The organism is Vibrio sp. KMM 9700 (assembly GCF_058545285.1).
Map to the genome: position 1 here is coordinate 419,668 of NZ_CM178590.1, position 22,192 is coordinate 441,859.

The window sequence follows — 22,192 nt, forward strand, 5'->3', positions numbered from 1 at the left end:
GGAGTTATTTATGTTTTCTGTATCAAATAAAGTGATCCGTACAACTGGTTTTGCTGCTGCAGCTTGTGCAGCGCTAATGCCATTATCAAGCTTTGCTGAATCAACTATTGTCAATGATATTGCTCAGCAAAATGCGAGCGCTCCTACCGCTTCAGGCCCACAAATCCAACTTGGCGCACAAGCGCAAAAAGATGGCGTAACCGTCAACCTACTTAGCGCCGTGATCAAAGATGACTCAACGGTAGGTTTGAACTTCTACCTCACTTCAGACAAAGACTTAGCTGTTGAATCAGTAACAGTTAAAGCAAAATTTTATGATGATGAAGGCGACTTAATCACAACTAAAATTATCCCAGTATTGCGTGCAACACAGCCGCGAAATACAGAATATTTAACGCCAAATCAGCCACAAATGCGTCAAGCGCTGATTCGTGATGTGGATACAACGAAAGCTAAAGAACGTAAAGTTGAGCTTGAAGTCACTCAAGTGGATATCGCGGTTCAACCTTAATTAAATCTCCATCTTCCACAACTAAAAAAGCCACTTGCAAAATGACTCGCAAGTGGCTTTATTTTTATCTAAGACTTCGTATCTAGTTCTGGGTATTAATCAAGATCAATCAATTGTTGTTTGTATTTACGATGCTGTGCTTTCACTTCATCATCCGCACCGCCAGTTACAAGGCTCACAATAATGATGCTTAGCATAGATAAAATAAATCCTGGAACAATTTCATAAATATCAAAAATACCGCCCGTTAACTGCTTCCAGATGACGATAGTAATACCACCAACAAGAATACCAGCCAGAGCGCCAAAGCGGTTTGCATTGCCCCAGAAAAGGCTTAGCAAGACAGCAGGACCAAATGCCGCGCCGAAACCCGCCCATGCATAAGACACAAGCCCAAGAACGGAGCTTTCAGGGTTCATCGCAAGTGCTAGCGCAACCAGTGATAACGCGATAACCGCAATGCGTCCAACTTTGACGACATCATCCGAGCTTGCATCAGTCTTAAAGACTTGTTTATAAAAGTCTTCTGCCAGAGCTGAAGAAGAAACTAACAACTGGGAATCAGCTGTACTCATAATTGCAGCCAAAATCGCGGCAAGTAAGATACCGGCAATCACAGGATGGAAAATCGCATTCACTAAGATCATGAAGATTTTCTCACCATCGACTAAATCAAATGGATGCGCTGTAACATAAACCAGACCAACTAAGCCGACTAGCAATGCACCAACCATAGAGATAGCGGTCCAAATCACGGCGATACGTCGTGCTGTTTTAAGATCTTTATTTGAGCGGGATGCTTTAAAGCGCGCCAGAATATGTGGCTGACCAAAGTAACCTAAGCCCCAAGCAACAAGCGAGATGATCGCGATAGCAGAAAGCGGCTCGCCTTCCACATTGTTCATCAAGGTTAAAAGCTCAGGGTTAATACTATTTAAATCTGTATATAGCTGAGAGAACCCACCTTGCATCGCTGCAATAGGGACGATTAAGAGCGCAGCAGACATCAATAGACCTTGCACTAAATCCGTCCAAGAAACCGCTAAGAAGCCGCCAAATAAGGTATATGAAACCACGCACACAGCGCCAATCACAACTGCATATTGATATTCAAGCCCAAACACAGTTTCAAATAGCTTACCACCTGCAACTAAACCAGAACTGGTATAGAAAAGGAAGAAAAGTAAAATGAAAAATGCTGAAATGGTTTGAATAAGTTTAGATTTATCTAAAAATCGACGTGATAAGAACTCAGGTAAAGTGATCGCATCCGTGGTGATACTATAAGTACGCAGACGCTTCGCGCTCACAAGCCAGTTCAACCATGTACCACATAGAAGGCCTCCGGCAAGCCACACAGCTTCGACCCCAGAAGCATAGGCATAACCTGGTAAACCAAGTAACAGCCAACCACTCATGTCTGACGCCCCTGCTGAAAGCGCAGCAGGCCAAGGCCCAAGGGTTCGTCCACCTAAAAAGTAATCTGTCGAGTTAGCCGTACGTTGATAGGCATACCAACCAATCCATAGCATTAAAATTAGATAACCGATAAAGGTTGCAGTAATTGCAAAACTATTTTCAATCATTGAAGCTCCCATAAAAAAAGCCCCTCTAATGACAAAGATAAATCTTATTTAGAGGGGGTACCCTTGATAGCAAATATTCAACTATTTTGGGTATGTATGTATAATTTGTTAATAATTATAGCTTAATTTCTATTTTAAGCATAACTAAGGCAAGTTTGCAAAATCATCACTTCTGAGCCGCTTGCGATATTGCAAGTAAACTTGCATTGCCACCCACAGCGGTAATATTTATGCTGCGGGTTCGTTCAATCACAAAATTTAAAAACAAATCAGGATCGAAGAAGCTAAACTTGCTCTCTTGTGGTGAGCCTAACAAATCATCCTCATCTAACAACTGATAAACATAATGGATAATCTCATCCTTGGCCGACTTCATCCTTGATTTTAAAGCTAAGTTTAAGGCTTGTACTTTTTGCAAAGAGCCGATCACGGTCAACACTTTACACCCTTGATCAAGCTGCGCTTCAATCGCGAAGCAATTTACAAAATGACATTGAGAAGCCCATTGCCCTGTCATCAGTTTCGTTTGCAACCAAGTTTGCGTTTTCTCATCATCCAAACAAATGGTCAGCGAGTTGCCTGCGCTTAAGCTTGCTGCGACATAAGCTGCCAATGCAAGATGCGCTTGTTTAGCTAAATCTGGCGACAGAGGCATTTCAAAATAAATTAAGCTCGCCCCACGGGGAATAAAATACAACTCATTACGCTCGCCTGTTGGCCCTGGCATGGTTTTCGTCACTAGCTTATCTTGCGTATTTTTTATTTGGTAATCAAAAACTTGATCAAGAGTGACGGATTCAAGTAAACCGCTAGCATCATTTGTCACTTGACTAAAACGTTGCAAATAATGCGGCCCGCCAGCTTTCGGTCCTGTGCCAGATAAACCTAAACCACCAAAAGGCTGCACCCCGACCACAGCGCCCACTTGATCGCGGTTAATATAACTATTGCCGGCTTTCACTTCTGATTCAATATAGCGATAAGTGGTTTCATTACGACTATGCACGCCAAGGGTTAAACCAAAACCGGTTTGATTGATTTCTTCAACAACTTTTGGCAAATCCTGCGCTTGATAAGTGATCAAATGTAAAATTGGACCGAATTTTTCTTCCTCAATTTGAGAGATATGTTCAATCTCAATCACGCTCGGTGCGACAAAACTGCCTTTGGCGCATTCATTTGGCAAAATGAGTTTGGATATAAGCTTATGTTTTAAAGACATAGTTTGAATATGTTGATCAAGCTTTTCACGCGCAGCCTCATCGATGACAGGTCCAACGTCCGTTGCATGTAAATAAGGCGCGCCAACTTGTAGTTCCATCATTGCGCCTTGGATCAGCGAGATGATCCGCTCACGAATATCTTTTTGCACGTATAAAACACGTAATGCTGAGCAGCGCTGCCCAGCCGATGCAAAGGCCGAACGTAACACATCGCGCACGACTTGCTCAGGTAAGGCGCTGCTGTCAACGATCATTGCATTTTGACCACCGGTTTCAGCAATCAGCCTTGCTGGTAAGCAATTTTTGCACTGGGCGAGGCTTTGAGTAATTTTTTGCGCGGTAAGGGTGGAGCCTGTGAACGCAACTCCAGAAATAGCCCCAGATTGAGTTAAAATTTGACCTATCTCTGTCGCGCCAATCACAAGCGCAATCGCATCTTTCGCAACGCCAGCTTCAAGCATCAGCTCGACGGCTCGAGTTGCAATCAAGGTAGTTTGTGGTGCAGGTTTCGCGACAACTGTATTTCCTGCAACTAAAGCAGCTGTGATTTGACCTAAAAAGATCGCTAACGGGAAGTTCCACGGGCTAATGCATACAAAGACCCCAAGCCCTTGTCGCTGAAGAGTTATTTCTTTATTAAAATCAAGTACATAAGGTTCAAAGGTTTTCTCCTGTGACGCGTAGTAACGACAAAAGTCAACCGCTTCACGCACTTCATCAATACTATCGTGAATCGTTTTACCGGCTTCAAAGTGACATAGTGCCACAAGCTCAGGCATATTTTTCTCTAGTAAATCAGCTAAGCTGCGTAAACATTCAGCCCGCTTTGCAAAGCCAATCGCCTGCCACTTCGCTTGACCTTGTGCCACACACTCAATCGCTTGGATAGCCTCTTGCTCAGTGGCATAAATAGCTTCGCCAACAAGGCGCTGATGATCAAAGGGGGACATGATCTTTTGTCGCACCTTTGCTTCCTTGATCATGCTTTCGTAAGCCCTATCTTGATCTGGCTCATGGCGCTCAAGACTTAAATCTAAATCATTGTTATTGAATAGCTTTATCCCATTAATTATGCTCACTGCTTGCCAGCGATGGGATTTAAATGCCATCACAGACTGAGTAAAAGGCACAGATTCGCTTTCAATATCTATGTTGATCCCACGTGAGTTTTGACGATCGCCAAAAAGATCTGGCGGCAGAGGGATCATCTCATTGTGTAGAGGATCATAGCTTGCTAAAACTTCTGCAGGATCTTGAATCAAGTCATCTATCGGGCATTTCGCATCCACCAAGCGGTGTACAAACGAGCTATTCGCCCCATTTTCGAGTAAACGCCTAACGAGATAAGGTAGTAGATCTTTATGTGAACCAACCGGCGCATAAATCCTTAATTGTGAATTAAATTTTTTCGTTGCATGCTGATACAGCGCCTCACCCATGCCGTGTAAGCGTTGAAATTCAAAGTCTGTTTGTGGATCGCAACCATTTTGCTGCGCGATAACAGAAATAGCTGCGAGCGTATGTGCATTGTGGGTCGCAAATTGAGGGTAAATATGACCTTGAGTATGCTCACTCAATAAAAAGCGCGCACAGACCAAATACGACACATCTGTCGCTTCTTTGCGCGTAAACACAGGATAAGCTTGGTAACCGGCTTGCTGTGACCATTTAATTTCGCTATCCCAATACGCGCCTTTGACTAAACGAACAGGGATCTTGTCTCCTTGCTGTTTGGCCAGTTGATTTAACCAAACTAAGACAGGCAAGGCTCGTTTTGAATACGCTTGTACGACTAAGCCAAATCCGCCCCAACCTTTTACTGACTCACTGGTGTAGAGTTTTTCAAAGAGTTTTAGTGATATTTCGAGTCTGTCGGCTTCTTCTGCATCAATGGTCAAGGCCACATTTAAACGCCGTGCATGTAAAATTAAACTTTCAACTTGATGGTACAACTCGCTTAGTACACGTGCTTCTTGCGCTGCTTCGTATCTTGGATGCAAAGCAGAAAGTTTAATTGAAATCGACGGCGCCATCGCAGTATCTTGCGCTTGTTCGCCGATAAATTCGATCGCTTGCATATAATCATGAAAATACTTTTGTGCATCGGGCAAGGTTAAGGCTGCCTCACCAAGCATATCGTAAGAATAATTATGCCCTTGCTCACGGCTCTTATTCCCGTTTTTATAAGCTTGCGCCATGGTTTGACCTAACACAAACTGATGCCCCATAATTTTCATTGCTTGATTCATTGCATTGCGGATCACAGGCTCAGACATTTTATGCAAGAGGCGATTCAAACCTTGGGTTGGGCTTGGCTCTTGTTTTAAACCCACCACTTTACCGGTTAACATCAATCCCCAAGTGGATGCGTTGACAAAAACAGAATCAGAACGTTTGAGATGAGCTTTCCAGTCAGCTACGCCAAGCTTGTCTTTAATTAATGCATCGGCAGTAGCTTTATCCGGAACGCGCATCAAGGCTTCCGCCAAACACATCAGCAAAATCCCTTCTTCTGTATCCAAACTATATTCCAGTAATAAAGAATCAATTAATTGGACTGATTTTTTATCCGCGCGGATCGCTTCAATTAAACTGCGTGCGCTGGCTTGAACTTGTTTATTTTCTTGCGCAGAAAAACGTGCGAGAGGCAAAAGCTGCGCAAGATATGCCGATTCATCTTGCATATACATAGGTGAGATCTGTTGCCATGCAGTTTCAACAGATTGCTGCTGGCAGGCGCTGGTAAATGCATCCTTAGGATTAAACATATGTTTCCCTCTTTATATGTCGACCGATTAGCCCAAAGCATGAGCCCATATCTGGCTATTAAATCTGATTTTAAACACATTCCCTAGTCAAAAAATCTAAATTAAAAGCTAGATCGCAAAATAACATTTGGTTATACCTGCTATTAATGAATGAAAAAAGCAAGCAGAAACAAACACAAAACTAGTCATCATGATGCTTTAATAATATCCTATAGTTGAATCTTTATTATTATTTTACTCAACTAGAGAAATGCTTATGAAACCCATAGATGATTCCTCACGCGTTTTCGTCAACAATGTCGTCGAAGCCTTTATTCGTATTGGCTTAATTTTTGTTTTAGTTCTTGGCACTTACCATATTGTTCAACCTTTTATCTTACCCGTGTTATGGGGTGCAATTATTGCGGTTGCACTTAACCCTGTTGTGAATATCCTGATTGATAAATTAAATTTAAAACGCAGCGCCGCATCAAGCCTCGTCACTATTGTTTGTATCCTACTTCTGTTTGTCCCTTTTATTGCAATTACAGCCTCAATTTATGAAGGCTTAATGGGATTAATTCAAACCATAGGTTCAGGTCAATTAGCAGCATTTACGCCAAGTGAGCAAATCAAGAATATTCCGCTTGTTGGTGCACATATCTATGATGGTTTAATTTATTTAACTGCGCACATCAAAGATATGGTGTTGCAATTCTTACCACAAATTAAAGCCATGCTTACCGGTTTGTTATCAACCTTTGGAAGTGGGTTTGCGTCACTCGCAATGTTTATTATCTCGCTGATCATCGCTGGAATTTTTATGGCAGCAAGTAATCCTATTTCTAAAGTTGTGGTGCAAGTATTTGAGCGCAGCGCAGGCAGTAAAGGTGAAGAATGGGCATTTATGACGGCGCAAATCATCCGCAGCGTCTTAGTTGGCGTGATTGGGGTTGCATTTATCCAAACTGCAATTATCAGTGCAGCCCTGTTTACCTTCCATATTCCAGCCGCGGGTTTAATTAGCTTATTAATTTTGGTGATGTGTATTGCGCAATTACCAGCTATTTTAGCGATTTTACCTTTGTGTCTTTATATGTATTTCACAGCCGATACCACGCCATTTATTATCTTCACGATTTGGGCACTTGCAGCTGGCCTTGCGGATAACATCTTAAAACCTATTTTAATGGGCCGCGGTTCTATGGTGCCGATGCCTGTGGTGGTGATTGGTTCGTTAGGCGGCATGATGTACGCCGGTATTATTGGTCTATTCCTTGGCGCCGTGGTTCTAGCATTATGGTGGGGCGTATTTATGGCATGGCTTGGCTCTGAAGAAGAACAACAAGCACTTGTAGAAGCAGCGCACAAGCAAGCTGAAGATATGGAAAAAACACTTAGTAAATAAATTTACACTGTAAATTCAAATTATCCCCTTTGTACTATCACTTCGGTTGAGATGTAGAGAGGGGATTTTTTATATCTGTAGAGTTTTAATTTTTTATTGAGTGCAATTTCAAACTAAACCCACCACAACCACTTGATTCAAAATGTCCTTCCCCTTGTACGCAAAAGCCAAACGAATAACTAAACTTGTTCAAGGGAAGCGGAGATGGGGTTAGGATATGATCAGTGAATAAGATATAAATACGGAGCTAATAGGACTTGCTGCCAATCATTCGAATATACAGATAAAGTTTAATGTGAGTTAACCCCATCCCCGCTTCCCCTTTATATAATTCATTGCCCTTCTATGACTCCGACTTAAAGGGGAAGTGCTTATCCGCTCTGCACTTGTTGGAGATCTAATTTACAAATTTACACTGTAAATTATTCTTGTCTGACTGTGAGTAAGACACATAAGAAGAGTTTCAAACTAGACTAGTATCAAACGCATAAGCCAAAAAGTCCTTCCCCTTACACGCAAAAGCCAAACGGATAACCAAACATGTTCAAGAGGAAGGGAGAAGCGGAGATGAGTCAATCTAAACTAAATCTATCAACTATGCTTAATTTTCAACGGTTGCAATATCACACACAGAAATCGAAAAGTCCTTCCCCTTGCACGCAAAAGCCAAACGGATAACTAAACGTGTTCAAGGGGAAGCGGAGATGGGGTTGGTCGATTTGAAATATGTTTTACAAATTGAAATTTTACTCCGAATCAATCAATAGAGTATAAACCTCCCCCAGCCCCTCCTTGAATTAGTACAGATTTCAACGCTAGCTAATGTCAAGGAGGGGAGTGTTTAGCGTTTAATTTGGATACTGAATTCAAAATCATATCTAGTGTGAATCTCCGATGCAGATTTTCACTCAATCTAATCACAATTAAAAGTGAATAAGTCCTTCTCCTTGTACGCAATAGCCAAACGGAAAACTAAACTTGTTCAAGAGGAAGCGGAGATGAGTCAATCCAAACTAAATCTATCAACTATGCTTAATTTTCAACGGTTGCAATATCACACACAGAAATCAAAAAGTCCTTCCCCTTGCACGCAAAAGCCAAACGGATAACAAAACTGATTCAAGGGGAAGCGGAGATGGGGTTAGTCGATTAGATTTAAATAACACGGGAAAATGGAAAATTTAACTACAGTGTAAACTCATTTCAAATTTACACTGTAAATCGATGAACAATGTATTAAGGTGCTAAACGCTCAATCGCCCAAGAATCTGCAATATCTTCTGATTTTGAATATAAAAATCTATCATGCAGTCGGTGCTCACCACCTTGCCAAAATTCAATTGAATTAGGGATCACACGATAACCACCCCAAAATTTTGGCGCAGGAATCTCACCTTTATCGAATTGCTTTTTAAGCTCCATAAATTTAGCTTCAAGCAAATGCCTCGCACCAATACGGCTACTTTGCTTACTCGCAATTGCGGCTAACTGGCTTGCTTTCGGACGAGACATAAAATATTTAATATTTTCAGCTTGCGTAAGCTTCTCGACTTGGCCTGTGATATGAACCTGACGCTCAAGCGGATGCCAAGGAAAGTGCAGGCTAATTTTAGGATTATGGTCAAGATGCTGAGACTTACGACTACCAAGGTTAGTATAGAAAACAAAGCCTCCTTGATTCACATCTTTAAGAAGAACTATACGCTGAAAAGGCTGACCAGATTGATCGACCGTTGCAATAGTCATCGCAGTCGGATCTGTTAAGTTTGCTTCAATCGCTTGCTCCAGCCAAAGGTTGAATTGGTCAATTGGATTTGGATTTAGATCGGCTCTTTTAAGTCCGCCTAATGCGTACTCACGGCGCATATCTGTCAGCTTCATTGGTCTTCCTTTTTTAGACAAGATGATATTTTTTGATTTTGCGCTGTAACGAATTTTATTGCAAGCCATTTAACCCTCTTCACACTACATATATCAAAGCTTTATGGGTTAGGATATAGATATATAAACCTGTAAAATGGCATTCAATTTACAGTGTAAATCGAGAGAAAAAGCGAGTGAGCTTTATACCGATTTACACTGTAAATTTTGAAGAAGCAAAGCTAACTCAGTACGTAAAGCTTGCTCAACTTGTTTACGTCCCACAAGCTTAAATTCAACAGCTAACTGTGAAAAGTCAGCTTTTAGCATAAATGCCGCAACCAATAACTCAATATGAATCACATAAATACACTGCCCCGTGCTCACAGCGAAAGCGACACATTGTTGCGCGTCATGACAGATAGACTCAAAACAACTGCCGCCTTGAGCATAAAAACTCAACTTTTTCAGCTGATAAGAAGTGGGCATAGCAATTTGAGGCGCTAATGCCTGGATAAGCGCAATATAACTCGCTCTATCCATATCTTGCCAAAGCAATGCAGCTTGAGCTGCCAATAAACCAAAACAGCTCTCCTGAGCCGATTTAAGCCATATTTCGGCTGTATTTGTATTCGGTCGAACCCAAACAGCAGAGTAAGTGCCACTGGCTTTATCACGACTGGTACCAAGATAAGCAAGATCAAACTCTGTTTTCCAAAAATGAACCAAAGCTTGTGTCACGCCAAAGCTAGTGGCAATGAAATCATACATTTTTTGACTCTGAGTAAGCATGCGCAGCATCCAAGTGCCGATACCTTGCCCTTGAAAAGAAATATCTACAGCAATGCGCATCACGCGTAAGCAGGACTGGGAAGCAATCTCTGGCAATCCTAATTGGTTAGCAAGCAAAGCAGATGCTAAGTGCCCTCTTGGGCGACGTTTACCCAAGCAAATATCCATTGCTAACTCCGGATTAAGTCCGCCCTCTTCTACCCCTAAAATACACCCCAACACCGGCGAATTTGAGCGCTTAGCTTTGGCTATAAAAATCTTCATCGCTGGATCGTCTAGCATTTGCCATAAATCATTAGCACTGGTTTGGTAATGTGCACTAATCAGTAACTGAAAGACCTGCTCCGCCAGCGCCCTTTCGGATAATAAATCACTGGCTTTGAGCATTTTAAAGCTTAATTCTGAAGGCAGTATTTTTATATTCTGCGGTTGATTGAGATGAAGTTTAGCTGCGTTAAATAAAAACGTGTCAAACAACCAGTTTTCAAGCGGATCATCTTTGGACCAGCGAATCGCTTGCTCAAGCCATACTTCTTGAACTTGGCGTTGTTGATGTAGCCAAGGTAAGAATTTTAAGCTAAATCCTCGTCCACAACCTTCATAACCATGTGTTGTCGTCGAAAAAATTAGTCTGTGATAGTTGTGAGTAAAGGCTTTAAGAAACGAAATAGGCAAAGACGCCGCTTCATCAACAATAAATAAGTCGCATGCAGGATAGGCTTGCATCACAGCATCAGGCGCAATAAAACTTAGTTGGCTGCCATTGGCAAGACAAAGGGTTTGCTTAGATTGCTGCATACAGCCAATGTTTTTTGTTTGGCAAACATGTTTAAAGTACTCAAACACACCGGATATGGCAGAAAACTTAGCTGTGGTTATGATTATATTTGTCTTCTTGTTGCAAGCAATCTCCGCTGCGCCAATCCCAAGAATAGCCGATTTCCCTCGTCCACGACTTGCTTGCAGCACTAACGGTCGTTTGCGATGACCGCTAAGTACCTTTTCAATTGCTTGTGCAGCAAGGGCTTGATCTCGTGTCACTAACACCTCACCAACTTGTGAGTTCAAACTTTTCCAAGCGCTGCAAGAAGGTTTTGGTCGCAAATGCTGCGCCGCATCCCCCTTAGCACGTTGCAATGAATTTAACTCCAGTAAAGGCCAGCCAATAAGCGCTTGCTCAAGCCACACTTGGCTATGCTGCTTGACATCGAGCATGTCTTCTAGCTCAAGCATAATCAACACACCACCGGCGATTAAGGTGCCGCAAGCTGCGTTGAAGCTATCTGGATTTAAATCATGCCGCGTCACGACTAGCACTTGGCTCTCTTGCCCTAAAAGCTGTTGGCCTCTTGCTGAATCAATGAGATTAAATTTGCTATTGCTTAGTGTCGCGCTTAAATCTAATTTTGGATCCGCCAAAACATGCCAAGATGCAGTACTTTGGCTAAGTTCATCTTCTATCGAGCTGCATTGTAATTGCTTAAAAAAATCAGCCAAAGCGTCAGAGCTTGTTGGGTAGCGGCAAAAAGCACGCTGGCCAGACACTTTCGCTGATTGGATATAGGCAAATAAATCAAAATGAGTTGAGGTATCAAAGCTAGTCATGAGAAGCCTTTATAAGAAATTATCTTAATATGATAACAAAGCTTAAACCCTAGGCATAAAAAAACCTGACCAAGGCTGATCAGGTTTATTGTCTTGCGGGTTGAAACTTAGCTTTCGAGTGTTTTTTCAATAAAGGCTAAGATAGTTTCGAGCTGATCTTGATCGACCTTCTTCAAATTCAGCGCCACTTGATTGCCTTTTCGTTGATAGCGGATCTGCTCATTCACTATCTTCTCTTTTGGCGTGGTTTTCACTGGCGCCGGGGCTAATTCTTTAATCCAGTCTTCAAGCATATCTGAAACTTGCTTGGTTAAGCGCGCCACACCTTGCTCTTTGGTTGACGCCATAATCTTGGCTTGCTCTTGTTGGCATTGCTTGAGCAAAATCGCTTGTGAAGTTTGATCCAAATTAAAGTATAACTTGTGTAGTTTTACGATAGTTGGACGGCCAACATCACTAATATTTGGATAAGTTTGAAGCAAAGTTAAAGGCAACGCCGCCGCTTTTAATGCGCCACTGACAAGAGCTTCACTGCATTGATAGATATGCGCCAATGATTTTTGATCGCCCGCTTCACCAGAATCAAGCAAAGCTTGCATCTCTTTGCCCTTTTCATACAAAGATAATGGCTTGTGCGCATTGGCAACATCAGATAAAAACTTTGCATGTTTAGTTTCGATGTTTTCTGCGACATAAATTAAGAAATCTTTTTTCGCGAAGATACATGACATGCGGCGACGGCTACCGTCCAAAACCTCAATCACACCTTCTTTATTGCGACGACCGACGGCTGGATATTGCTGCCCACGGGTCTTTAAGGTGCTTAAGATATCACTTAAAGCATGCTCATTTAAGAAAGATTGTTCACGTGCATTTTGTGCAAAGACACGGGTTTTGGACTCGATTTCATCCGCAGAAATTCGCACAAGTTCAAATGCAACTTTCTCTTCACCGGCAACGGCGAGCTCAATGGTTTGCGCTTTATCTTTGGCTGCTGCTTGCGCTTCTTGCGGTGTTGATGCAATTCGCTTGTTCGCTTTGCCAAATAACTTTGCATTTAAATCAGATGTTTTGATCGCCATTTTATTTCTCCTGCTCCAAAGCTGCCCAGTGGCTATGCATCACACGTTCAAATTCAAGCGCACTTTTTTGCACCGCATCTTGCGCTTTTGCGAGAGTTTTCTTACCGCCTTCAAAGTCTGATGCAGTTAAATCAAAGACTGTACTATAGGTATCTGCGCAGGTTTCGAATGCGCGACTGCGTGGAATTGTCGCCATCATGACTTGATTTGCCAGCAAATAGTTCATTTCCGTCAAGACAGATACTTGTTTTTGGTTGTCATCTTCAAACATAGTTGGAATCAAACGAACAAACTCAAGCCCTTTCCAGTCCTCCGGAAACATTTGATAAACCGTGGGTAAATGCTGGAAAAAGTTAACTGTTGATGCCCAGTCCAAACGTTTTGCGGCGCAAGGAATAAGCAAAGCATTGGATGCATACATCGCATTCCAGACCAAGGGATCAACGTGCGGGCCTGTATCTATCATAATAATATCAAAATCATCGCTCATGCGATCAATCAGCTTTTCTTTTAACAGCTTGACGATATCTAATGACTGATTTTGCGATAGATACTGCCAAGCTTCGGCATTAAACATCGCATCTTCAGGAAAAGCGGAGATAGTTTTTAAGTTTGGATATTGCGTTGGCAGTAAGACATTTTTACGCAAAAACTCAGAATCAACATCCACGCCTTCAGGCACGTTATCAAGCATAATATCCACAGCAGAGTAGATATCTTGATGGTCATCCGTGCTAATTTGAGGGTTTAAAAACAGACGTAATGAACCTTGTGGGTCAAGGTCAATCAAGCAGATACGATATTGTTTATCTAAATTAAGAGCCAAGCAAGCTGCCAAATGCACTGCTGTCATAGACTTGCCAGTGCCACCTTTTTGGTTTTGAACATTTACCACCCAAGGTTTTTTAGCTTTATTATTTTTACGCTGGTAAAACTTTTGCACGCCAGCCGCTTCCATCAATTGATGCGCTTCATCAAGTGTAATGGAGTAATGGTTAGCATTATTTTTTGTAAACTGGTGCCCTGCGGCTTCCATTTTTGCAATTGCGTCATCTAATTTACGGCGGGTTAAACCAGAGCGTGTTTCCATCAATGCTTTTGACATAGGTGGAAAGTGAATATCTCGGCGCTCTTCTAACACTATTTCGATGCGATCAGCTTGCACTTGTTTGGTTTGCTCGGCTAACTGCTCTAAATTGGCAATCGTCTGCTCTCGTTTCATTTGAAATCCCACTCGGTTTGAAATTAATAGTTAACAAACATATTTTTATAAGCTAATAACAGTGTACATGAATATAATACTATATCAATAAAAAGCTGTACATATTACTGATTGCTTTAAAACGCTTTTATCTATGCTTAACACCATTTTGCTGAACGCACTTCACAAAAAATAGCCAATTTTTATGCCTAAAAAGGTCGGTAAAGTCTAATAAATTTTAACAGTTACAACGTCACTTATTTACATTGTAAATTAAATATTCGAGTTTTTACTTCGGACACATATTTTAATCTCATAAAATTACGGCGAATGTCAGATCAATTTAAAATCCTATTATTTTTTGATATTTTGCACACTTAGCTAATTGAAAATTAAAAATCTCATACTGAAATTGATTTTTCCTATAAAAATAGCCATGAGCTAGGCTACCAAAAGCTAAATAAGTTGAGATATCCTTGATCATGCTTCCAGATAGGTTTTTATCGCTTCCATAATTAGCGCTCTCAATCTCTAATCATTCCATCTTTCCTTGATCATGTTTCCACAGCACTCAGATAAATACACAATTACAGGAAAGATGATCAAGGCAGCATGATCAAGCATATATATAGCAAACGGATCAATGATCAAGGCATAACCGTGTTGATAGATTGATTTTAATTGCGATTCAATTAGATCTTTATCGGATCAATGATCAAGTGTAGAATCTCTCCGGAAGCATATAAAATAAAGGCTTTGTTACAGCAAGCGTCATTTCAACTGTATTTCAACCATCGCTAATCATAGAAATAAGCCTTGATCATGCTTCTAGACTAAACAGATGATGGATATACGTTAGATTTTAATAAAAATAATCAAAAAACATTAATATTAACCTTGATCATGCTTCATAAGGTAATTTTCAGACTAAAAATCAATGGATTGTGGATAAGTTGTTTACACCCGATGATCATGCTTTCATAAAGTCTTGATCATATTTTCGTAGCTATGATGATCATGCTTTGGGTTAATATTGATCATGCTTTCAGCTCAATGATGATCATCGTTTCATGCTACACTTGATCATGCTTTCAACAGACAAAAAAAATACCCTTTTAATATCAGCTACTTGAAATGATATTTAGTGCTAGATCATAAGATCATATAACCATATAAGATCAAATAAACAAAAGATCAGTTATAAAAAGATCTTATTTTTTTCTTTATTTTTAAGAGAAAATTCTCTATCCTATCGGAACTATATTCAATTTACGCCTAATGATGAATCAATAAACATGAGCTCGAGCATTTTGGAATCTAAATCTTGCGTTGATCTAAGCACTGCTAATGATCCACAACAATCAAAAGATCAAAAAGTATTGATCGCATTGCCACGTACTCATAAAGATGGTCATCTGTTTCAAATCAATCCAAATATTGTTGATTGGATTGACGAATATCAACATTTTAAAGGCGTTACTAAAAGCATTCTTGAATTACTCAATTTAATCTCACTTCGTGGCATGTCGAGCAAAGATGGTTATGTCTCAACCACTGAGCTAATTGATGCAACAGAAGGGCAGCTGACTCGCGCTGCTGTGCAACAACGCTTACGTGCAGCGGTTCAAATTGGTTTATTTAAACAAGTTAAAATTCAATTTGAACAAGGCTTGGCAGGCAAAACGATGCTGCATCACTTTGTAAATCCTAATCAGCTGATTTCAAAGCTAGGAAATATGGGATTAAAAACAGAGCGTAGTCAAACCAAAGAAAAACAAAAACGTTCAAAAGCGCTCGCTCAGTCGCAAGTTAACCAACAACTGCTAACTGAGCATGGGTTATATACCCCCCCTTCAATGCGTGATGAAGCAGATCAATTCATTGTCTCGCCAACCAATTGGGCAGGGATCATAGATCAAGCTTTAGCGCCACCACGCACGCGTAAAAACTACCAAAAATCAATGGTTTCTATCTCCGGTACACGCGCAATTATTGAAACCCGATCTTCTAAGCATATTATGACCGTTGATGATCTGATGACCCTGTTTGCACTCTTTACGCTAACGGTTCAGTACCATGATCATCATCAAGATAATTATCAATTAAGCACCAGCGCGATCCCAAATAAAAGCCCATTGTACATCACAGATATTTTATCACTGCGTGGTAAAAAGGACAGCGGTCCTGCACGTGATGCTATTCGTGCTAGTATTGATCGCATCGAGTTTACAGACTTTCAATTGCATGAACTCGCAGGGCGCTGGTTAAGTGATAATATGCCTGAAGGCTTTAAGAGTGATCGTTTTCGCTTTATTGCACGTACCATCACTGCATCAGATGAAGCGCCAACAGAAAATGCAGATGGTGAGATCAAGATCAAACCTAATTTATATATCTTAGTCTGGGAGCCGTCATTTTTTGAAGAGCTATTAACGAAAGATTATTTCTTCTTGTTCCCACCTGAAATTCTAAAACAACATACGTTAGTTTTTCAGCTTTACACATTCTTTCGTAGTCGCTTAGCCCGTAGACACCGTGAGTCGTTACTTTTAAGTGAATTAAATCAAAAGCTTGCACGAAATATTGAGTGGCGTCGTTTTTCCATGGATTTGATCCGTGAACTTAAAAAGCTAAGTAAGGGTAAAGCCACAGAAGATCTGTTTATCGTCAATTTATGGGGCTATCACTTAACGATCCAGTCGATCGTCGAGAAAGGATCATTAAAAGATTATCAAATTGATATCCAATGTAACCCAGAAGAAGTGCTAAAATTCTCACGTGCTCGGACGACCAATGCTGGCAAGCGTCATATGGCGCCTACTTTGCCAAACCCATTGCGTCATGAGTTAGTATCTAAGCAAAAGATTGAAGAATTGGCGACTGTGATTGACGGCGAATTTGAGCCAATTATTCACAAGCCAAAACAAACCAAAGGTAAACTTGGACGAAGAATTAAGCTGAAAAAGCACTTAGTTGAGATCAATGCCGACGAAGTAACGATAACTTTATCTAAATATACCTCACAAAGCGCCTTAGAGCGCAGTTTAACCGCTCTTTCTGCGATGACAGGGCATGCCTATACTGCATTAAAAGAAGAGTGTGACGCGCTTATAGAGAAGCTTGAGTGGCTTAAAGTGGGTGAACAAGTTGTTTCTTACCAAGTGCTTAGCCAAACGATAGATTTTTATAATAAACAAAGCACGGATAAACATTTATCAATTGAGCGTTTAATTGGCGGTTTAGCCGTTAGGCGTAAGATTTGTAAACTTATCTTTGAAGGTCACTTTGATGAAAGTGTGTTACGTGCTTTGGATGATATGGCCAGCGGTTAAATTAAAATTGGCGCATAAATACCCTTGATCATGCTTTCGATTTGTTTTGTTTTTTGCTTATTTTTTAGTTGCTTAAATAAATACCAAGCTGACTTGATAACTTGTTGTAGATCAAAAAAGCCGTTTTATTTGTGAGAACTGAGATTTTTATCCTAAAAAAGATAATCTAGATCACATTCCCTCGCTTTTTATGCTTGATTTTTTATTCGGCTCTAATCTATTGTATGACTTAGACCTACTTCAAAAAATTGAACAACAAAAGGTAGTATTGGAGGCTAATATGTCTATTAATTCCATCGAGAGAAATGAAGTCAATCATGGGCATGGTGAAGATCCAGAAATCCTTGATTCAAAAACATCAGCATCATTTACTGAAGCACGTCGTGCCCAGGCGAGACGTCGTATTGAAGCTTTACGCGAAATCCAAGAAAGTGGGTTGTCACTTGAAGAAGCAAGAGAGCTTGGCTTAATTGACTAATCCATCAGTCCTAGTTTAAAGGAGCTAATTGAATCTCTCATTAGCTCTTTGCTTGGCTGAGAGTTATCCTTACTCCAAATTCAGAATTTTGCTGTATATCCTACCTAAATTTTCAAATTTACACTGTAAATCCCGCTTTAGCTTAGTTTCCTTCCCCTGTTTCGTCGGCTATTTGATGGTTAAACTTGAACTTAGCCAGCCATATACATTATTATATAGCCCGCATGCTTATTCATTTCACAAGCTAAAATAGAAGACTCCTATGGCATATAATCTATCCCTTTTACCTGCAGATCAAAAAAACAACATTGAACTTGATAAACAGGCTTCTTTTCTTGTGTGGCAAGCAAAACAAGGTAAAATTATGCCAGAGCAGCTGATGCTAGAAGTTGAGAAAAAACCTCAAGGCAATGAACGCGATTTGTTTGGACAAGCGGTTCAAAAGTATCGACAAATGATGGGTGTGTAGCTTTATAGCAGCAGGCATCATTCAAATCATAATCCATAATATGCTCAACATGATTGAAAAGGTAACCTTCGACGTTGCTTTTTGAATATGCGGGTACACAAACATTAGAGAGAACCCAGATGGGAAGAAGTTTTGAAGTGCGCAAGGCCTCAATGGCAAAAACAGCTGGCGCAAAAATTAAAGTTTATTCTAAATACGGTAAAGAGATCTACGTAACGGCTAAAAATGGCGGCGCAGATCCAGATATGAACTTATCGCTTAAACACCTCATCACTAAAGCAAAAAGAGATAACGTTCCTGCGCACGTTATTGAAAAAGCGTTAGATAAAGCAACGGGTGGCGGCGGTGAAGACTTCCAACCAGCACGTTATGAAGGTTTTGGTCCTGGTGGCACAAGTGTGATTGTGGACTGCCTAACTGATAACGGCAACCGTACTTTCCAAGATGTTCGCCAATGTTTTGTGAAATCTGGCGCGAAAATCGGTAGCCCTGGCACTGTTGCGCACATGTTTGATCACCAAGCTGTGTTCCAGTTTAAAGGTGATGATGAAGATGCCATTTTAGAAGCATTAATGATGCAAGATGTGGATGTGACGGATATCGAGCTTGAAGATGGCGTGATCACTGTTTTTGCACCGCATACTGAGTTCTTTAAGACTAAAACGGCGCTAAATACTGAATACCCTGATCTTACTTTGGATGTGGAAGAAATCACTTTCGTACCGCAAAACCATACGCCAGTGACTGGCGAAGATGCTGAGAAATTCCAAAAATTCTTGGATCTTTTAGATGACTGTGATGATGTGCAGCAGGTTTATCATAACGCTGAGCTAGAAGACTAATCCGTCTTTTCCAAGCGTAAAAAAGTAAAGCATGAAGAAAGCCCGAGGGATGATGATTTAATCACTGCTCGGGCTTTTTTGTGCCTTACATTTATAATACCAGGCTTAGTTCACACTCGGCGCTTTCACCTGTGATACCAACTGACCTGCGACTTCGATTGCCTGAATACGATTTGTGATATTAAATTTTTGATATAAATTTCGAATATGCGTCTTAATCGTTGTTGGCGCAACATTGAGCTGATTAGCGATTTGCTCGTTCGTATAGCCTGTATAAATCAGCCCCAGCACTTGCCACTCTCTTTGGGTGAGTGGGCTGAGCTTTAACACTTCCGGCAAGTCATTTGATTTGAGTAAGTCTTCAATGAAGCTATCATCAAAATTAGCCTGAACGGGGGCTTTTCTGAGGCGTTCACTGATTTGTTTAGCACGCAGTCGGGTGAGCTCGTTAAGCTGCACTGGATAGCTTTTACCATGAATTTCGATGACGTCTGTCTGCGCCATATCTTGTAATAGCTTGCTAAGGCTTGTTGGCAGCAGTAAAAAAGGGCTGATAACCCCTGATTGAGCAGAGAAATCAAGTGCCTGCACTAAGCTATTGAGCATGGCTAGGTAGTTGGACTCTTGCTCGTAAATTAATGCTTCACAGCAATGATTTTTAGCTTTATCTGAAACTAACTCATGACGCTGGGCCGCTTGCTGCATCTTAATTAAAATTTGCATCGCTTCAATGCTGCGGTTTAATCCAACCAGCGCACAGACTTGGTTACGTGCTTGCAGTTGTAAGAAGTGGTTTGAAAGTCCATTATCATTATTTGCTTGATTAGCCTGTGTTTGCTCAAGCCAAGCCGCTAACAATTCTTTTTGCCCAGTCGCTTTCCAATACAAAATTTGCACTGAATCTGCATGCGCTAACCAATCTGGATGATACTGAGTGTGGTGCATGAGTTTTTGGCATAGTGAAAGGTAGCGCTGAGCTTTTTCTTGATTATTCTGCGTTAGGGCAATGCGCGCCATTAATGCATAAGCATGCAGCTGTTTATTCTGATCATAAGCTTTTAGAACTTGGCAGCCTCTTTCAACAGCTTGCTCCGCTTCATCAAAGCGTCCCCATAAATAAAGGATTTGTGCATGTAGACGCAATAAGAACTCATGCAAAGGCAGTTGTTGTAAGTGCTGCGTTTGCACCAACTCAAAGCCATGTTGGACGATATCATAACTAGATTGCGTATGACCTTGTGCGAGTAAAATTTCTGCTTGTTGGATAATAGCCCATAAGGCTTGATGATAAACGCCGTATTGATGCGCCATTTTTTCAGTTTGTTGCATCATAGACAGCGCGCGGTTGAGATCGCCCAAGCAATGATGCACTTCACCGATAATCGACGTCACAACAATTTTGCTGCGATATTGGCTTTCAGATAAAAGACTTAAGGCTTGTTGCGCGAGCTTATACGCTTGATGCGGCTTACCCAAGTTAATTGAAGCTTGAGCCCGCAATGCATGAAAAGATCCTTGCTGATTGTCTGTCAATTTAATATTTTGCATTGCAAAAGCTTGCTCTGCTTCGCTTATCATTGATTCGACTTTGCGGTATTCATATTGACTTTGCGCGAGCCAAGCTTTGACTAAGCAGATTTTAGGGTGGGCAAAGCGCACCTGTGAAGGGATCAGCTTAAATGCCATTTCAAGCAAGTTAAGTTGGCCTTGATGGAATAACTCCCACGCATGTTGATTTAAAAACTCAATTAAATAATCTATATTTTCAACTTGAATTTGCGCCACTTCTTCTGCCGCAGAGTCAGGTGTTTGCACGCTTTTAATCGCATGTCTGAGTGCTTGTGGGTGATCATTTTGCGCAATCCAAGCTTGAGCTGCTGACTGATGCCACTCTTTGATCTTATGAGGATACAAGGTCAAGGCTTGATGGCGTAAAAATTGGGCAAACAAATTATGGAAACGAAACCAATTATCCACGCCTAATGGGCTGAGAAATAAACCAACTTTATTGAGCTTCTCAAGCTTTGCAAGTGCATCATTATGCGCTGTTACATGGCTCACCAACTGCGCGTTAAACATATCTAACACAGAGCATTGGAGGAGGAAGTCCTGAGTGCTGCTATCAAGCGCATCAAAGACTTCTTCTGCAAGGTAATCCCACAAGTAGCTGCGGTTAAAGCTGGCATCGAGCGCATCAAGATTCATTTGCTCAGAGATATCATCTTGGACAAATAAGTGTTTGGCGCTTTGCTTTTGATCAAGCGCGATTAATTGCAGCACACATGGCCAACCTTCGGTTGATTGATGGATATTTTCAATGGCTTGAGGGCTGAGATCATGTCGTTTTTGGCTTGTCAAAAATTGCTCAGTTTCATTTAAATCAAAAGCTAATTCTTGATGGGTAATTTCAATCATTTGGCGACGGATGCGTAAGCTTGCAATATTTAAACACGGCAAAGTTCTGCTGGTTAACACCAAAGTCAATTGTGGCGGTAAATGCTTGAGTAAAAAGCGGATCCCTTGGTGGATGTCTTCATTTTTTATCCAATGATAATCATCTAATACTAAATATTTATGTGAGCTTGTAAAACTGAGCTCATGAAAAGCTTGAGTGAGCAAGGGGATCAAGCTATTAAACTGACCGGTTTGCGCTAGGGCTAAGGTTTGTGGGCAAGATTCATGACCAAGCTGGTGGAGTGCTTGAATTAAAAAGTGGCCAAAATATTTAAGGTCATTATCCATTTCATCTAAGTTTATCCACGCAAAGTCTTTCTCTTTGAGCCACTGTGCGGCAGCTGTAGTTTTGCCGTAACCTGCAGGTGAGAAAAATAAAACAAGGTCAACTTGCTCTGCTTGGGCTAACAGTGGCAGCAACTGGGTGCGTTCGATAGTGGCGAGTTGTTGGTTTGGGGGGCTGAGCTTAGATTCCATCCACATTTTTAATTCCTCTGTCTGTGTGCCACGAAATTTATACGTCCATTGCTCATTTTTATATGTTTTATGTACACCGCTTTAAAAAGAGTGAGTGAGCCGACAGCTATAACTTAGTGAGTTAT

At 41.0% G+C, this 22,192-nt stretch carries 12 protein-coding genes and 1 pseudogene; 6 read left to right on the forward strand and 7 right to left on the reverse strand.

What is annotated here, in order from left to right; all coding sequences use genetic code 11:
• Window positions 1-10: 10 nt before the first annotated feature.
• Entirely contained in the window at window positions 11-511 is a 501-nt protein-coding gene (locus AC2VOY_RS13150; RefSeq protein WP_491834059.1) for a DUF3157 family protein, read from the forward strand.
• Window positions 512-606: 95 nt separating this feature from the next.
• On the opposite strand, the gene putP is transcribed toward AC2VOY_RS13150, so the two are convergent.
• Both putP and putA read right to left on the reverse strand, forming a co-directional pair.
• A complete protein-coding gene (gene putP, locus AC2VOY_RS13155; RefSeq protein WP_491834060.1) occupies window positions 607-2,097 on the reverse strand; it encodes a sodium/proline symporter PutP in 1,491 nt (496 codons plus the stop codon).
• An 826-nt stretch (window positions 2,098-2,923) separates the two neighbouring features.
• Window positions 2,924-6,088, reverse strand: a pseudogene (putA, locus tag AC2VOY_RS13160) (bifunctional proline dehydrogenase/L-glutamate gamma-semialdehyde dehydrogenase PutA); the annotation flags it as partial.
• Window positions 6,089-6,344: 256 nt separating this feature from the next.
• Here putA and AC2VOY_RS13165 point away from each other — a divergent pair.
• Window positions 6,345-7,475, forward strand: a complete 1,131-nt coding sequence (locus tag AC2VOY_RS13165) for an AI-2E family transporter (RefSeq protein WP_491834061.1) — start codon at window positions 6,345-6,347, stop codon at window positions 7,473-7,475.
• A gap of 1,236 nt (window positions 7,476-8,711) precedes the next feature.
• On the opposite strand, the gene pdxH is transcribed toward AC2VOY_RS13165, so the two are convergent.
• From pdxH to AC2VOY_RS13185, 4 genes are all read right to left on the reverse strand, one after another.
• Window positions 8,712-9,356 carry a pyridoxamine 5'-phosphate oxidase gene (gene pdxH, locus AC2VOY_RS13170; RefSeq protein ID WP_491834062.1) on the reverse strand — a complete coding sequence of 215 codons (645 nt, stop codon included), beginning with the start codon at window positions 9,354-9,356 and terminating at the stop codon, window positions 8,712-8,714.
• 183 nt (window positions 9,357-9,539) lie between these two features.
• The gene (locus AC2VOY_RS13175) at window positions 9,540-11,732 is read right to left on the reverse strand and encodes a tRNA(Met) cytidine acetyltransferase TmcA domain-containing protein (protein ID WP_491834063.1); all 2,193 of its coding nucleotides are present in this window, start codon (window positions 11,730-11,732) and stop codon (window positions 9,540-9,542) included.
• A gap of 107 nt (window positions 11,733-11,839) precedes the next feature.
• A complete protein-coding gene (locus AC2VOY_RS13180) occupies window positions 11,840-12,814 on the reverse strand; it encodes a ParB/RepB/Spo0J family partition protein (RefSeq protein ID WP_491834064.1) in 975 nt (324 codons plus the stop codon).
• A 1-nt stretch (window position 12,815) separates the two neighbouring features.
• Window positions 12,816-14,036: an AAA family ATPase gene (locus tag AC2VOY_RS13185; protein ID WP_491834065.1), complete on the reverse strand. Its 1,221-nt coding sequence runs from the start codon at window positions 14,034-14,036 to the stop codon at window positions 12,816-12,818.
• A gap of 1,274 nt (window positions 14,037-15,310) precedes the next feature.
• Here AC2VOY_RS13185 and AC2VOY_RS13190 point away from each other — a divergent pair.
• The 4 genes from AC2VOY_RS13190 (at window position 15,311) to AC2VOY_RS13205 (ending at window position 19,136) form a co-directional block, all read left to right on the forward strand.
• The gene (locus tag AC2VOY_RS13190) at window positions 15,311-17,347 is read left to right on the forward strand and encodes a replication initiator protein RctB domain-containing protein (protein WP_491834066.1); all 2,037 of its coding nucleotides are present in this window, start codon (window positions 15,311-15,313) and stop codon (window positions 17,345-17,347) included.
• A 280-nt stretch (window positions 17,348-17,627) separates the two neighbouring features.
• Window positions 17,628-17,825: a hypothetical protein gene (locus AC2VOY_RS13195; protein ID WP_491834164.1), complete on the forward strand. Its 198-nt coding sequence runs from the start codon at window positions 17,628-17,630 to the stop codon at window positions 17,823-17,825.
• A gap of 262 nt (window positions 17,826-18,087) precedes the next feature.
• Complete coding sequence (locus AC2VOY_RS13200; RefSeq protein ID WP_491834067.1) at window positions 18,088-18,294, forward strand: DUF3283 family protein; 207 nt, start codon at window positions 18,088-18,090, stop codon at window positions 18,292-18,294.
• Between the two features lie 119 nt (window positions 18,295-18,413).
• Window positions 18,414-19,136, forward strand: a complete 723-nt coding sequence (locus AC2VOY_RS13205; protein WP_491834068.1) for a YebC/PmpR family DNA-binding transcriptional regulator — start codon at window positions 18,414-18,416, stop codon at window positions 19,134-19,136.
• A 105-nt stretch (window positions 19,137-19,241) separates the two neighbouring features.
• On the opposite strand, the gene malT is transcribed toward AC2VOY_RS13205, so the two are convergent.
• Window positions 19,242-22,073: an HTH-type transcriptional regulator MalT gene (gene malT, locus AC2VOY_RS13210; RefSeq protein ID WP_491834069.1), complete on the reverse strand. Its 2,832-nt coding sequence runs from the start codon at window positions 22,071-22,073 to the stop codon at window positions 19,242-19,244.
• Between the last annotated feature and the right edge of the window lie 119 nt (window positions 22,074-22,192).

Bases quoted from the DNA above. Each gene is read 5' to 3' on its own strand.
- AC2VOY_RS13180 (WP_491834064.1), bottom strand. From the start codon at position 12,814: ATGGCGATCAAAACATCTGATTTAAATGCAAAGTTATTTGGCAAAGCG.
- AC2VOY_RS13190 (WP_491834066.1), top strand. From the start codon at position 15,311: ATGAGCTCGAGCATTTTGGAATCTAAATCTTGCGTTGATCTAAGCACT.
- AC2VOY_RS13200 (WP_491834067.1), top strand. From the start codon at position 18,088: ATGGCATATAATCTATCCCTTTTACCTGCAGATCAAAAAAACAACATT.
- AC2VOY_RS13205 (WP_491834068.1), top strand. From the start codon at position 18,414: ATGGGAAGAAGTTTTGAAGTGCGCAAGGCCTCAATGGCAAAAACAGCT.
- AC2VOY_RS13195 (WP_491834164.1), top strand. From the start codon at position 17,628: ATGTCTATTAATTCCATCGAGAGAAATGAAGTCAATCATGGGCATGGT.
- AC2VOY_RS13165 (WP_491834061.1), top strand. From the start codon at position 6,345: ATGAAACCCATAGATGATTCCTCACGCGTTTTCGTCAACAATGTCGTC.
- putP (WP_491834060.1), bottom strand. From the start codon at position 2,097: ATGATTGAAAATAGTTTTGCAATTACTGCAACCTTTATCGGTTATCTA.
- AC2VOY_RS13150 (WP_491834059.1), top strand. From the start codon at position 11: ATGTTTTCTGTATCAAATAAAGTGATCCGTACAACTGGTTTTGCTGCT.
- pdxH (WP_491834062.1), bottom strand. From the start codon at position 9,356: ATGAAGCTGACAGATATGCGCCGTGAGTACGCATTAGGCGGACTTAAA.
- malT (WP_491834069.1), bottom strand. From the start codon at position 22,073: ATGTGGATGGAATCTAAGCTCAGCCCCCCAAACCAACAACTCGCCACT.
- AC2VOY_RS13175 (WP_491834063.1), bottom strand. From the start codon at position 11,732: ATGACTAGCTTTGATACCTCAACTCATTTTGATTTATTTGCCTATATC.
- AC2VOY_RS13185 (WP_491834065.1), bottom strand. From the start codon at position 14,036: ATGAAACGAGAGCAGACGATTGCCAATTTAGAGCAGTTAGCCGAGCAA.